The organism is Pseudogulbenkiania ferrooxidans 2002, from assembly GCF_000174355.1.
GTDB classification, from domain to species: Bacteria; Pseudomonadota; Gammaproteobacteria; order Burkholderiales; family Chromobacteriaceae; genus Pseudogulbenkiania; species Pseudogulbenkiania ferrooxidans.
This window is the reverse complement of record NZ_ACIS01000001.1, coordinates 26,290-38,246: the sequence shown is the minus strand read 5'-3', so window position 1 is coordinate 38,246 and position 11,957 is coordinate 26,290. Positions and strand designations below refer to the sequence as shown.

The following is an 11,957-nucleotide window of genomic DNA, read 5'->3' as shown; positions in this document are numbered from 1 at the left end:
CGCCGTGTTTCAGATATGAAAATCCGGTGGCGGCGCGTAGTGGCGCCAGGCCTGGTCGGTGGAGAGGAAGTGGCGCCCGGCGAAACGCTTGAGCAGGCCGGCACGCGCCAGCACCGTGCCCACCGGTCCCTTGACCTCGGCCAGCGCCAGCGTCACGCCGCGCCGCGCCAGGCTGTCGTCGAGCCACTGCAGCATCGCCACGGCACTGGCATCGAGGCGGTTGACCGCGCTCATGATCAGCACCAGCGTGCTCAGCTGCGGCCGCTCGGCGAGGCGGTCGAGCACGGTGTCGCGCACCAGCCGGGCGTTGCCGAAGTAGAGGCTCTCGTCGACGCGCAGGAACAGCACGCCGGGTAGCGTCTCGGTGGCAAAGCGCGTGACGTTGCGGTAGTGCTGAGTGCCCGGCAGCCGCCCCACCTCGGCCATGTGCGGCCGGCTGCTGCGCCACAGCCAGGCGCCCAGCGACACCAGCACCCCGGCGACGATGCCGCTCTCGACGCCGAGCAGCAGCACCAGCGCGAAGGTCAGTACGAACGCCACGGCGTCGGCGCGGTCGGCGCGCCAGGCCTGGCGCAAGGCGCCAAAACCGATGCTGGGGTAGACCGCCACGACGATGGTGGCGGCCAGCACCGCGAGCGGCAGGCTGGACAGCGCGGCCCCGGCGAACAGCAGCACCAGCGCGATGCCGCCGGCGCTGATCCACGACGCCAGCGGACTGTGCGCCCCGGCGGCGGCGTTGACCAGCGAGCGGCTCAGGCCGCCGGTGACCGGAAAGCCGCCGAACAGCCCAGCGCCGAGGTTGCACACGCCGAGCGCGAGCAGTTCGCGGTCCGGCTCCACCCGCTCGTGGCGGGGTTCGGCCAACAGCTGCGCCACCGACAGGCTCTGCACGTAGTTGATCAGCGCCATGAAGAAGGCCGGCAGCATCAGTTCGGCGAGCAGCTCCCAGGGCAGCAGCGGCAGCGACAACGCGGGCAGCCCGGCGGGCACCGCGCCCACCACCGGCAGGCGCGTGGCCCAGCCGGCCTCGCGCACCGCCACGATGCCCAGCAACACCGCCAGCACCGGCGCGGCGCGCGCCAGCGCCGGCGGCAGCAGGCGCCGTGCCCCGGCCAGCCACAGCAGGGCCAGCGCGCCCACGCCCAGCGCCAACGGGTTGAAGCGTTGCCAGCCGTCCAGCACGGCCGCCAACAGCGCCGGCAGCGCGGCACCGCCGCCGTGCAGCCCGAGCAGCGGCGCCAGTTGCGCCAGCACGATCAGCAGCGCCGAGGCCGAGGTGAACGCCGCCAGCACCGGCGTCGAGAGAAAATCGACGAGGAAGCCGAGGCGCGCCGCCCCGAGCGCGACCAGCATCGCCCCGGACAACAGCGCCAGCCACACCGCCAGCGCCAGGTACTCCGTGCTGCCCGGCGCGGCCAGCCGCGACAGCGTCGCCGCCGCCAGCAGCGAGGTCAGCGCCATCGGCCCGACCGATTGCGCGTGGCTCTTGCCGATCAGGCCGTACAGCAGCAAGGGCGGCAGGCTGGCGTAGAGCCCAGCCTCGGCCGGCAACCCGGCCACCAGCGCGTAGGCGAGGCCCTGCGGCACCAGCAGCAGCGCCACCACCACCCCGGCCACGGCGTCGCCGGGCAGCCAGGCGCGGCGGTAATGGCGCAGCCAGCCGGGCAGCCAGGCCGTCATGCCCGCTTGTGTTGCAGCAGGCGGAACAACTCCATGCCGGCCAGCATCGCCGAGACAAACACCAGCGCCGGCCCGGAGAGCGTCCCCAGCAACACCAGCGCCGGGCCCGGGCACAGCCCGGCCAGGCCCCAGCCGATGCCGAACAACAGGCTGCCCAGCACCAGGCGCGGCGTGATCTCGCGCGTGCCCGGCAGGTGCAAGGGCTCGCCCAGCCAGCTCTTCTTGCGCTGGCCGGCCAGCCGGAACGGTAGGAAGGCCGCGCCGATGGCTCCCGCCATCACCAGCGCCAGGCTCGGGTCCCAGGCGCCGGCCAGATCGAGGAAGCCCTGCACCTTGGCCGGATTGGCCATGCCCGAGAGGATCAGACCGAGGCCGAAGACCAGCCCGGCCAGCAATGCCGATAGTGTTTTCATGTCTCCCCCTCAGGCCAGAACGTGGCGCAGCACATACACCGTAACGAAGCCCGCCGCCATGAAGCTCAGCGTGGCCACCAGCGAGCGCGGGCTCAGCCGCGCCAGCCCGCACACGCCGTGGCCGCTGGTGCAGCCCGAGGCGTAGCGCGTGCCGACTCCGACCAGCAGCCCGGCCAGCGCCAGCTGCGGCCACGCGGCCGTGACGTTGGCCGAAGGCAGGCCGCCCGCCAGCACGCGGTAGAGCAGCGGCGCCAGCACCAGCCCGGCGATGAAGGCGGCGCGCGGGCGCCAGTCGGCGGCGCGGTCCACCAGACCGCCCAGCAGGCCGCTGATGCCGGCGATGCGGCCGTTGGCGAGCACCAGCCAGCTCGCCGCCAGGCCGATCAGCACGCCGCCGGCGAGCGACGCCAGTGGGGTGAAATGATTCCAGTCGATCATGCCGTCTCCTCCTCGGTCGAATCCGCCGCCGGCGCCGTGGCGTCGCCGCAGAACAGCGCGTGCAGCGCGTCCAGCAGCACCATCGCCTCGTTGCTGGCGATGCGGTAATAGATCCACTTGCCTTCACGCCGCGTGGCCACCAGCCCCTCGTTGCGCAGCACACCGAGCTGCTGCGACAGCGTGGGCTGGCGGATGCCGGTGAGGCGCTCCAGTTCCGACACCGTCTTCTCGCCGTCCACCAGCTGGCACAGCAGCAGCAGCCGGTCCTCGTTGGCCAGGCTGCGCAGCAGCGCCGAGGCCTTGCCAGCGTTTTCACGCAGTAGCGATAAATCCATCATCCATACTCTCTTTAATGAGACTTGCGGTTGACTTCATTATATTGATTTATATATCGTTAATCAATATAGTGTTGATCAACACCACTCCTGTCACGAGGTAGACCATGTCCGCCCAGATCGAAGCGTTCTACGACCCCGCCACGCACACCATTTCCTACGTGGTGTACGACCAGCCCGGCGGCCACGCCGCCATCATCGACCCGGTACTCGACTACGACGCCAAGGCCGGGCGCACCGGCACCGTGTCGGCCGGGCGTATCCGCGAGTTCGTGACGGCGCACGGCCTGAGCGTCGACTGGATCCTGGAAACCCACGCCCACGCCGACCACCTCTCCGCCGCCGCGCTGTTGCGCGACACGCTGGGCGGACGCATCGCCATCGGCGCCGGCATTCCCGCGGTGCAGCGCATCTTCAAGGATATTTTTCATCTGGGAGAGGAGTTCCGCACTGACGGCAGCCAGTTCGACGTGCTGCTGCACGACGACGAGCGCTTCATGATCGGCACGCTGGAAGCGCGCGCGCTGGCCGTGCCCGGCCACACCCCGGCCGACATTGCCTACCAGATCGGCGACGCGGTGTTCGTCGGCGACACCCTGTTCATGCCCGACGTCGGCTCGGCGCGCTGCGATTTTCCCGGCGGCGACGCCGCCACCCTGTACCGCTCGGTGCGGCGCCTGCTCGACCTGCCGGGCGAGACGCGGCTGTTCATGTGCCACGACTACCCGCCCGAGGGGCGCGCGCCGCGCTGGGAAACCACCGTGGCCGAGCAGCGCGCGCACAACCTCCACCTGCACGACGGCATCGGCGAGGCCGACTTCGTCACCATGCGCGAGGCGCGCGACGCCACGCTGGAGATGCCGGTGCTGATCCTGCCGTCGGTGCAGATCAACATCCGCGCTGGCCAGCTGCCGCCGGCCGAATCCGACGGCTACTCGTACCTGAAGATTCCGCTCAACCGGCTGTAAACGCCACAGACTAGGAAAATCGCCCCCCCAGCCTGGTTCAGTAGGCGGGCGAGCCAAAACAGGTTGAGCGCCGCCAGCGCACAGGAACCGGAATGCACACGGAGTACATGAGGATTCCTGATCGCGGGGCGAATTGAAAATTCGCACGCAGTACTGCCGGCGCTCAAGACGTGAAGGCGCAGCCGCCTAATGAATCGGGCTCACAACGAGGCGCCGGCGCGCGAGGCCTGATCGTACAAGCCTGACAGCACGCGCAACAGTTCGGCGGTCTCGCCGATGTCGGCGTTCGGCGTGCCGCTTTCCACCAGCGCGTCGATCAGGCACTGCTCGCGCACCTCGCGGTAGCGCTCGCACAAGGCCATGCCGGCCTCGGTAGTGGAGAAGAACACCTCCTTGCCGCTCTTCTCGCTCTCCACGTAGCCCATCCGCACCAGTTTCTTCAGCGCGTACGACACCACGTGCGTGTCCTCGATGTTCAGCACGAAGCAGATGTCCGCCAGCTTCTTCTTGCGGCCACGGTGGTTGACGTGGTGGATCAGCGACACCTCCAGCGCCGTCATGTCCTTTTCGCCTGCCGCCGTCATGCAGCGCACCATCCAGCGGTTGAAGGCGTTGTTGACCACGATCAGGCCGAACTCGAACTCGGACAGCTCGACGCTGCGCTCGGACACCAGGAGGGAAGACGAAACGATGTTCAGATGCGTGCTCATGGACGGTGGCCCATAGGGATAAGGCCGCCAGTATAGCAAGCCCGCCCTTCCCTGCCGCCGTCGCCGCCCCCGCACGATCACAGAAACGCAACACTTCATCGTCACATCAAATACAAATTATCGATAATTTATTGACGTCATGACGGCAAATTTTTATGTTCTCACCAACAACACCGACAACGACCCCGGCACCACCGCCGGGGCATGACTGCAATTGGAGAACGCCTTGAAGCCAGGAGAAGCCCGCTTCTACCTGCTGGGGGAGCGCGCGGCCGTGCTGGCTGTCGACGCCCCGGCCGAACTCGCCTGCCAGCGCCGCATCTGGTGGCTGGCGAACCAGCTGCGCGGCCGCACCGAGCTCACCGACGTCGTGCCGGGCATGAACAACCTGACCGTGGTGTTCGACCCGCTGGCCAGCGACGGCACGACCGTACTGGCCGAACTCGAGCAGCTCTGGAGCGGGGCCGACGAGGCCAGCTTCACCCCGCGCGAAGTGCTCATCCCGGTACGCTACGGCGGCGCGGACGGGCCGGACCTCGACGACGTCGCGCGCCACACCGGGCTCAGCCCGGACGAGGTGATCGCCCGCCACAGCGGCGCCGACTACATCGTGTTCTTCCTCGGCTTCCAGCCCGGCTTCGCCTATCTCGGCGGCCTGCCCGAGGCGCTCGCCACGCCGCGCCGCGCCGAGCCGCGCCTGGCGGTACCGGCGGGCTCGGTCGCCATCGGCGGCAGCCAGACCGGCATCTATCCCGCCGCCGCCCCCGGCGGCTGGCATCTCATCGGCCGCACCGCGCTGGCCCTGTTCGACCCGCGGCGCGATCCGCCCACGCTGCTGCTGCCGGGCGACCGCGTACGCTTCGCCCCGGAGGAGGCCCACCATGCTTGAGATTCTGCGTCCCGGCGTTCAAACCACGGTGCAGGACCTGGGGCGCCACGGCCTGCGCCACCTCGGCATCGGCCAGGGCGGCGCACTCGACATGCCGGCACTGAGGATGGCCAACCGCCTGGTCGGCAACCCGGAAGGGGCGGCCGGGCTGGAAATCGTGCTCGGGCCGGTGCAGCTGCGCTTTTTGCGCGACGGCTGGCTGGCGCTCACCGGCGCCGACTTCGACGCCACGCTGGACGGCGCGCCGGTGTGGTGCGGCTGGCGCCAGGCGATGCGCGCCGGACAGGTGCTGCAACTGCGCGGCTGCCATCACGGCATGCGCGCCTACCTGGCGGTGGACGGCGGCATCGCCGTGCCCGAGGTGCTGGGCGCGCGCGCCACCGACCTCGCCGCCGGCTTCGGCGGCTTCGCGGGCCGCGCGCTGCAGGCCGGCGACCGCCTGCCGCAGGGCGCAGCGGTGGCACTCGAAGGCCGGGCGGGCAGCCGCCCGCCGCAATGGACACCGGAAATCCGCGCCCTGCCCGGCCCGGAATACGACGAATTCTCCGCCGCCGCACAGGACGCCTTGTGGACCCGCCCCTGGAGCGTCACGCCGCAGAGCAACCGCATGGGCTACCGCCTGGCCGGCCCGGCACTGGAACGCACAGCACGCCACGAACTGCTGTCGCACGGCGTGCTGCCCGGCGTGGTGCAGGTGCCGCCCGGCGGCCAGCCCATCGTGCTGCTGGCCGACGCCCAGACCAGCGGCGGCTACCCGCGCATCGCCACGGTGATCGAGGCCGACCTGTGGAAGCTGGCGCAGGCCCGCCCCGGCGCCGAACTGCACTTCGTGCCCACCACGTTGGCCGAAGCGCGCCACGCCCTGCGGCAGCAGCGCTATCACCTGAACCGTTTCAACTGGAGTGCCTATGGACATTGACCTGAACGCCGACCTCGGCGAAGGCTGCGGCGACGACGCGGCGATCCTGGATTGCGTCAGCTCGGCCAACATCGCCTGCGGCTGGCACGCCGGCGACGCCGCCACCATGCGCACCGCGGTGCAGGCCGCCAAGGCGCGCGGCGTGGCGGTGGGCGCGCACCCGAGCTTTCCCGACCGCGAGCACTTCGGCCGCCGCGCGATGCAGCTGCCGCCCGACACCGTCTACAGCGACGTGCTGTACCAGATCGGCGCGCTGCAGGCGATCGCCCGCGGCGAAGGCGTGCGCCTGACCCACGTCAAGCCGCACGGCGCGCTGTACAACCAGGCGGCGCGCGACCCGCAGCTGGCGGCGGCCATCGTGCGCGCGGTACGGGCGGCCGACCCGGCGCTGGCCGTGGTCGGGCTCGCTGGCAGCGAGCTGGTGCGCCAGGCGCGCGGCGCCGGGCTGCGCGCACTGGACGAGGTGTTCGCCGACCGCGCCTATCAGGCGGACGGCAGCCTGGCGCCGCGCGGCACTCCGGGCGCGCTGATCGAGGACGAGGACGAGGCGTTGGCACAGACGCTGCAGATGATTACCGAGGGCCGCGTCACCGCGCTCGACGGCAGCCGCGTCGCGCTGCGTGCCGACACCGTCTGCCTGCACGGCGACGGCGCCCATGCCGTGGCCTTCGCCCGGCGGCTGCGGCGCGAGCTGCTGGCACGCGGCCTGAACTTGCGCGCGCCGGGCTGAAGCCTGTGCGCCCCGGGCGAGGTTGGCCGAAGCGCCCGCCCGGCACCGGATAACAAGAAAACGACAGGGCAAAAAGCCCGCTATCTACAACGGAGAAACCTGATGAGCATCACGCTTCAACCTGCGCGGCCCAGCGTGGCGGCACGTCTCGCCATCCGGCGCGGCGACCATCCCGGGCCGACCGCCGGCCTCGCGGCGGGCTACGTGCAAGCCAACCTGGCGATCCTGCCGGCCAGCCACGCCGACGACTTCCTGAAATTCTGCGTGCGCAATCCGCAGTCCTGCCCCGTGCTGGCGGTGTCCGAACCCGGCGACACCGCCCTGCCCGCGCTCGGCCAGGATATCGACATCCGCAGCGACGTCCCGGGCTACCGGGTGTTCCGCGACGGCGAGCTGATCGCCGAACCGGACAACCTCGACGAGGTCTGGCGCGACGATCTGGTCACCTTCGTCATCGGCTGCTCGTTCTCCTTCGAAGAGGCGCTGCTCGCCAACGGCGTGCCGGTGCGCCACATCGAGCAGGGCTGCAACGTGCCGATGTACCGCACCAGCATCCCGACCCAGCCTGCCGGCCCGTTCCACGGTCCGCTGGTGGTATCGATGCGGCCGATGCTGCCGGCCCAGGCCATCCGCGCCATCCAGGTCACCTCGCGCTTCCCCGCCGTGCACGGCGCGCCGGTGCACCTGGGCGATCCGGCCCTGATCGGCATCGCCGACCTGGCCCGTCCCGACTACGGCGACGCGGTGGCGATCCGGGACCACGAGATCCCGGTGTTCTGGGCTTGCGGTGTCACCCCGCAGTCGGTCATCGCCGCCACCAAGCCACCGTTCTGCATCACCCATGCGCCGGGCAAGATGCTGATCACCGATCTGCTGAATGCCCACCTGGCCGCGCTGTGAGCGCCGGTTCTCGAGATTGAGAGGAATTGCAACGATGTGGCTGAAACATACCACCCCCACCGAGCGGATCACCCTGACCGCCTCGTTCGGCGGCTACGCCGTCGATGCCTTCGACTACATGATCTACACCATGCTGATCCCCACCCTGATGACGGCCTGGAGCATGAGCAAGGCCGAAGCCGGCCTGATCGCCACCGTCACGCTGTGGGCCTCGGCGCTCGGCGGCTGGGCCGCCGGCGTGCTGGCCGACCGCTACGGTCGGGTACGGGTACTGCAATGGACCGTGGTCTGGTTCTCGGTGTTCACCTTCCTGTGCGGTTTCTCCCAGACCCCGGGCCAGCTGATGGCGGCGCGCGCGCTGCAGGGCTTCGGCTTCGGCGGCGAATGGTCGGTGGGCTCGGTGCTGATCGCCGAAACCATCCGCTCGCACTACCGCGGCCGCGCCGTCGGGCTGGTGCAAAGCAGCTGGGCGATCGGCTGGGGCGCCGCCGCGCTGGCCTTCGCCTGGGTCTACACCGCGCTGTCGCCGGAACTGGCCTGGCGCGTGCTGTTCTGGATGGGCATCCTACCGGCGCTCTTGATCATCTATATCCGCCGCAACCTGACCGAACCGGAGGTGTACCTGCACGCCAAACGGCAGGAGCAGGAAAGCAACGAGAAAACCTCGTTCCTGGCGATCTTCTCGCCGGATATCCTCAAGACCACGCTGCTGGCGAGCCTGCTGATCATGGGGATGCAAGGCGGCTACTACACCATCACCACCTGGCTGCCGACCTTCCTCAAGACCGAGCGCCAGCTCTCGGTACTGGGCACTGGCGGCTACCTGCTGGTGATCATCAGCGGCTCGTTCGCCGGCTACCTGACCAGCGCCTGGCTGTCCGACCACCTCGGCCGCAAGAAATGCTTCATGCTGTTCGCGCTGATGTCGCTGTTGATCGTCACCACCTACATGCAGATTCCCATTACCGACGCCCAGATGATGCTGCTCGGCTTCCCGCTGGGCTTCTTCGTGTCGGGCATCTTCAGCGGCGCCGGAGCCTTCCTGAGCGAGCTGTTCCCGCACCAGCTGCGCGGCTCCGGCCAAGGCTTCTGTTACAACTTCGGGCGCGGCACCGGCTCGTTCTTCCCGGCCCTGGTCGGCATCCTCAGCGCCACCATGCCGCTCAGCAAAACCATCGGCATGCTGGCCGCCGCCGCCTACGGCCTGGTGATCGTCACCCTGCTGTTCCTGCCGGAAACCCGCGGCAAGGCGCTGCACTAACCCACTCCCTTCACGGACCGGGCCCTCGCCCGGTCATGCCCCCTTTTCCCGATCAGGACTCCATTGATGGAATTACGCAAGTTGAAACAGCTGATCCAGCTGGTGCAGGCCTCCGGCATCGCCGAGCTGGAGATCAGCGCAGGCAGCGAACAGATCCGCATCACCCGCACCGTCGCCGGCACGCCCACCGTCCCCGCCCAGTTGCTGCCGGCCCCGCTAGCGGTCGTTGCCCCGGCGAGTGCCACCGCCGCACCGGCCGCCGCCCCCAGCCCTTCGGCCAACCCCAACACCGTCAAGTCGCCGATGGTGGGCAGCTTCTACCGCCGCCCCAGCCCGCAGGCCAGCGCCTTCGTCGAGGTCGGCCAGCCGGTCAAGGTCGGCGACACGCTGTGCATCATCGAGGCGATGAAGCTGATGAACGAGATCGAGGCCGACCGCGCCGGCGTGCTCAAGGCCATCCTGGTCGAAGAAGGCCAGCCGGTGGAATTCGGCGAACCGCTGTTCGTCATTGAATAGTCTAAGAAAGACGGTACGCCATGTTCGATCACATCCTCATCGCCCACCGCGGCGGCCCGCTGCCGCCAGGCAGCACCACGACGCCGTCACATTGCACTGTCGCGGTACGCGACGCGGGCGATCTCGCCACGGAGACCCGTCATGTTCGATAAGATCCTCATCGCCAATCGCGGCGACCAGCTGCCGCCAGGCGGCGCAGCGACGAAGTCACATCGCACCGTCGCGGTACGCGACGCGGGCGATCTCGCCGCGGAGACCCGTCATGTTCGATAAAATCCTCATCGCCAACCGCGGCGAGATCGCCCTGCGCATCCAGCGCGCCTGCCGCGAAATGGGCATCAAGACCGTGGTGGTGCACTCCGAGGCCGACCGCGACGCCAAGTACGTCAAGCTCGCCGACGAGTCGGTCTGCATCGGCCCGGCGCCGTCGGCCAAGAGCTACCTCAACGTGCCGGCGCTGATCGCCGCCGCCGAAGTCACCGACGCCCAGGCCATCCACCCCGGCTACGGCTTCCTGTCGGAAAACGCCGACTTCGCCGAACGCGTCGAGCAGTCCGGTTTCGCCTTCATCGGCCCGCGTCCGGACACCATCCGCCTGATGGGCGACAAGGTCTCGGCCAAGGAATCGATGATCGCCGCCGGCGTGCCCTGCGTGCCCGGCTCGGACGGCGCGCTGCCGGACGACCCCGGCGCCATTGCCGCCACGGCGCGCCGCATCGGCTACCCGGTGATCATCAAGGCCGCTGGCGGCGGCGGCGGACGCGGCATGCGCGTGGTACACCAGGAACAAGACCTGCTGACCTCGGTCGAGACCACCCGCAGCGAGGCCGGCGCCGCCTTCGGCAACCCGACGGTGTACATGGAGAAATTCCTCGAACAGCCGCGCCACATCGAAATCCAGGTGCTGGCCGACCAGCACGGCCACGCCATCTATCTGGGCGAGCGCGACTGCTCGATGCAGCGCCGCCACCAGAAGGTCATCGAGGAGGCGCCGGCTCCGGGCATCAGCGCCGAGCAGCGCCGACAGATCGGCGAGGCCTGCGCCGACGCCTGCCGCCGCATCGGCTACCGCGGCGCCGGCACCTTCGAATTCCTGTTCGAAAACGGTGAGTTCTACTTCATCGAGATGAACACCCGCGTCCAGGTCGAGCACCCGGTGACGGAAATGATCACCGGCATCGACATCGTGCAGGAGCAGATCCGCATTGCTGCGGGCGAGAAACTACGTTACAAGCAGGCCGACGTCGTGCTCAAGGGACACGCCATGGAATGCCGCCTCAACGCCGAAGACCCGTTCACCTTCGTGCCGAGCCCGGGCCGCATCGAAAGCTACCACCCGGCCGGCGGCCCGGGCATCCGCATCGACTCGCACATCTACCAGGGCTGCACCGTGCCGCCGCACTACGACTCGATGGTCGGCAAGCTGATCGCCTACGGCGACAACCGTGCCCAGGCGATGGCGCGCATGCGCGTGGCGCTGTCGGAACTGGCCATCAGCGGCATCAAGACCAACATCCCGCTGCATCAGCAGCTGTTCGCCGACCCCGGCTTCAGTCAGGGCGGGACCAGCATCCACTACCTGGAGCACTGGCTGGCCGCCCGCCGCCAACCGTAACCCGCAAGGAGCGCCGCCCCATGTCCACCACCCCCGTCCTGCTGTTGCGTCCGGCCCGCGCCGGCGACATCGACGCCCTCGCCACGCTGTCCGGCGAACTGGGCTACCCGTGCGACCCGACCCGGTTCGCGGCGCGCTGCGCCACGCTGCTGGCGGCACCGGAACAGCACTTCGTCGGCGTGGTCGAAGACAATGGGGCGGTGTGCGGCTGGATCCACGCTTTCGTGTTGACGCTGCTGGAAGCGGACCCCACCGTGGAAATCGGCGGGCTGGTGATCGGCGCCAACTGGCGCGGACAGGGACTGGGGGCGATGCTGCTGGACGCCGGCGAGCAATGGGCGCGGCAACGCGGTATCGCCAGCGTCAGCCTGCGCAGCGCCGAACACCGCCACGACGCGCACCGCTTCTACCTGCGCCAGGGTTACCAGCACGTCAAGAACCAGTTGATGTTGCGCAAAACCCTTTAAATCACGGGGTTGGCATCGCCGCCAACCGTGGTAGCATTGCTGCCGACCAAAATAGAGCAATCACCCGAGATCCCGTGCAGCCACCCGCTGCCCGCGGGCAAGCATCCAAACAGGAG

The 11,957-nt window shown here is 69.2% G+C and carries 15 protein-coding genes; 10 read left to right on the top strand and 5 right to left on the bottom strand.

Annotated elements, in window-relative coordinates; genetic code table 11:
* Positions 1-9: 9 nt before the first annotated feature.
* Genes FURADRAFT_RS00235 through FURADRAFT_RS00220 form a run of 4 tightly spaced genes read right to left on the bottom strand, consistent with a single transcriptional unit; the run spans position 10 to position 2,869 of the window.
* The gene (locus FURADRAFT_RS00235; protein ID WP_008952067.1) at positions 10-1,680 is read right to left on the bottom strand and encodes a SulP family inorganic anion transporter; all 1,671 of its coding nucleotides are present in this window, start codon (positions 1,678-1,680) and stop codon (positions 10-12) included.
* The gene (locus FURADRAFT_RS00230) at positions 1,677-2,093 is read right to left on the bottom strand and encodes a YeeE/YedE family protein (protein ID WP_008952066.1); all 417 of its coding nucleotides are present in this window, start codon (positions 2,091-2,093) and stop codon (positions 1,677-1,679) included. The genes FURADRAFT_RS00235 and FURADRAFT_RS00230 overlap by 4 nt, the downstream gene beginning before the upstream one ends.
* Positions 2,094-2,102: 9 nt before the next feature.
* Positions 2,103-2,531: a YeeE/YedE family protein gene (locus FURADRAFT_RS00225; RefSeq protein WP_008952065.1), complete on the bottom strand. Its 429-nt coding sequence runs from the start codon at positions 2,529-2,531 to the stop codon at positions 2,103-2,105.
* Positions 2,528-2,869, bottom strand: coding sequence for an ArsR/SmtB family transcription factor (locus FURADRAFT_RS00220; protein ID WP_008952064.1), 342 nt, complete (start codon positions 2,867-2,869; stop codon positions 2,528-2,530). The genes FURADRAFT_RS00225 and FURADRAFT_RS00220 overlap by 4 nt, the downstream gene beginning before the upstream one ends.
* 104 nt (positions 2,870-2,973) lie before the next feature.
* On the opposite strand from FURADRAFT_RS00220, the gene FURADRAFT_RS00215 reads away from it, so the two are divergent.
* Positions 2,974-3,834, top strand: a complete 861-nt coding sequence (locus tag FURADRAFT_RS00215) for an MBL fold metallo-hydrolase (RefSeq protein WP_008952063.1) — start codon at positions 2,974-2,976, stop codon at positions 3,832-3,834.
* 200 nt (positions 3,835-4,034) lie between these two features.
* Here FURADRAFT_RS00215 and FURADRAFT_RS00210 read toward each other — a convergent pair whose 3' ends face one another.
* On the bottom strand, positions 4,035-4,544 hold the full coding sequence (locus FURADRAFT_RS00210) for a winged helix DNA-binding protein (protein ID WP_008952062.1): 510 nt from the start codon (positions 4,542-4,544) through the stop codon (positions 4,035-4,037).
* Positions 4,545-4,770: 226 nt separating this feature from the next.
* On the opposite strand from FURADRAFT_RS00210, the gene pxpB reads away from it, so the two are divergent.
* From pxpB to FURADRAFT_RS00170, 9 genes are all read left to right on the top strand, one after another.
* Complete coding sequence (pxpB, locus tag FURADRAFT_RS00205; protein ID WP_008952061.1) at positions 4,771-5,433, top strand: 5-oxoprolinase subunit PxpB; 663 nt, start codon at positions 4,771-4,773, stop codon at positions 5,431-5,433.
* Positions 5,426-6,352, top strand: coding sequence for a 5-oxoprolinase subunit C family protein (locus tag FURADRAFT_RS00200; RefSeq protein ID WP_008952060.1), 927 nt, complete (start codon positions 5,426-5,428; stop codon positions 6,350-6,352). Before pxpB ends, FURADRAFT_RS00200 begins: the two co-directional genes overlap by 8 nt.
* A complete protein-coding gene (gene pxpA / locus FURADRAFT_RS00195) occupies positions 6,342-7,082 on the top strand; it encodes a 5-oxoprolinase subunit PxpA (RefSeq protein WP_008952059.1) in 741 nt (246 codons plus the stop codon). The genes FURADRAFT_RS00200 and pxpA overlap by 11 nt, the downstream gene beginning before the upstream one ends.
* 102 nt (positions 7,083-7,184) lie before the next feature.
* Positions 7,185-7,982, top strand: a complete 798-nt coding sequence (locus FURADRAFT_RS00190; RefSeq protein ID WP_008952058.1) for a putative hydro-lyase — start codon at positions 7,185-7,187, stop codon at positions 7,980-7,982.
* Between the two features lie 34 nt (positions 7,983-8,016).
* Positions 8,017-9,243, top strand: a complete 1,227-nt coding sequence (locus FURADRAFT_RS00185) for an MFS transporter (RefSeq protein ID WP_008952057.1) — start codon at positions 8,017-8,019, stop codon at positions 9,241-9,243.
* Positions 9,244-9,309: 66 nt separating this feature from the next.
* Positions 9,310-9,759, top strand: a complete 450-nt coding sequence (gene accB, locus FURADRAFT_RS00180) for an acetyl-CoA carboxylase biotin carboxyl carrier protein (protein WP_008952056.1) — start codon at positions 9,310-9,312, stop codon at positions 9,757-9,759.
* Between the two features lie 141 nt (positions 9,760-9,900).
* Positions 9,901-10,032: a hypothetical protein gene (locus FURADRAFT_RS21200; protein ID WP_008952055.1), complete on the top strand. Its 132-nt coding sequence runs from the start codon at positions 9,901-9,903 to the stop codon at positions 10,030-10,032.
* Entirely contained in the window at positions 10,022-11,374 is a 1,353-nt protein-coding gene (gene accC, locus FURADRAFT_RS00175; protein WP_008952054.1) for an acetyl-CoA carboxylase biotin carboxylase subunit, read from the top strand. The genes FURADRAFT_RS21200 and accC overlap by 11 nt, the downstream gene beginning before the upstream one ends.
* 20 nt (positions 11,375-11,394) lie before the next feature.
* A complete protein-coding gene (locus FURADRAFT_RS00170; protein WP_008952053.1) occupies positions 11,395-11,841 on the top strand; it encodes a GNAT family N-acetyltransferase in 447 nt (148 codons plus the stop codon).
* Positions 11,842-11,957 lie beyond the last annotated feature (116 nt).

Bases quoted from the DNA above. Each gene is read 5' to 3' on its own strand.
- FURADRAFT_RS00235 (WP_008952067.1), bottom strand. From the start codon at position 1,680: ATGACGGCCTGGCTGCCCGGCTGGCTGCGCCATTACCGCCGCGCCTGG.
- FURADRAFT_RS00230 (WP_008952066.1), bottom strand. From the start codon at position 2,093: ATGAAAACACTATCGGCATTGCTGGCCGGGCTGGTCTTCGGCCTCGGT.
- FURADRAFT_RS00225 (WP_008952065.1), bottom strand. From the start codon at position 2,531: ATGATCGACTGGAATCATTTCACCCCACTGGCGTCGCTCGCCGGCGGC.
- FURADRAFT_RS00220 (WP_008952064.1), bottom strand. From the start codon at position 2,869: ATGATGGATTTATCGCTACTGCGTGAAAACGCTGGCAAGGCCTCGGCG.
- FURADRAFT_RS00215 (WP_008952063.1), top strand. From the start codon at position 2,974: ATGTCCGCCCAGATCGAAGCGTTCTACGACCCCGCCACGCACACCATT.
- FURADRAFT_RS00210 (WP_008952062.1), bottom strand. From the start codon at position 4,544: ATGAGCACGCATCTGAACATCGTTTCGTCTTCCCTCCTGGTGTCCGAG.
- FURADRAFT_RS00200 (WP_008952060.1), top strand. From the start codon at position 5,426: ATGCTTGAGATTCTGCGTCCCGGCGTTCAAACCACGGTGCAGGACCTG.
- pxpA (WP_008952059.1), top strand. From the start codon at position 6,342: ATGGACATTGACCTGAACGCCGACCTCGGCGAAGGCTGCGGCGACGAC.
- FURADRAFT_RS00190 (WP_008952058.1), top strand. From the start codon at position 7,185: ATGAGCATCACGCTTCAACCTGCGCGGCCCAGCGTGGCGGCACGTCTC.
- FURADRAFT_RS00185 (WP_008952057.1), top strand. From the start codon at position 8,017: ATGTGGCTGAAACATACCACCCCCACCGAGCGGATCACCCTGACCGCC.
- accB (WP_008952056.1), top strand. From the start codon at position 9,310: ATGGAATTACGCAAGTTGAAACAGCTGATCCAGCTGGTGCAGGCCTCC.
- FURADRAFT_RS21200 (WP_008952055.1), top strand. From the start codon at position 9,901: ATGTTCGATAAGATCCTCATCGCCAATCGCGGCGACCAGCTGCCGCCA.
- accC (WP_008952054.1), top strand. From the start codon at position 10,022: ATGTTCGATAAAATCCTCATCGCCAACCGCGGCGAGATCGCCCTGCGC.
- FURADRAFT_RS00170 (WP_008952053.1), top strand. From the start codon at position 11,395: ATGTCCACCACCCCCGTCCTGCTGTTGCGTCCGGCCCGCGCCGGCGAC.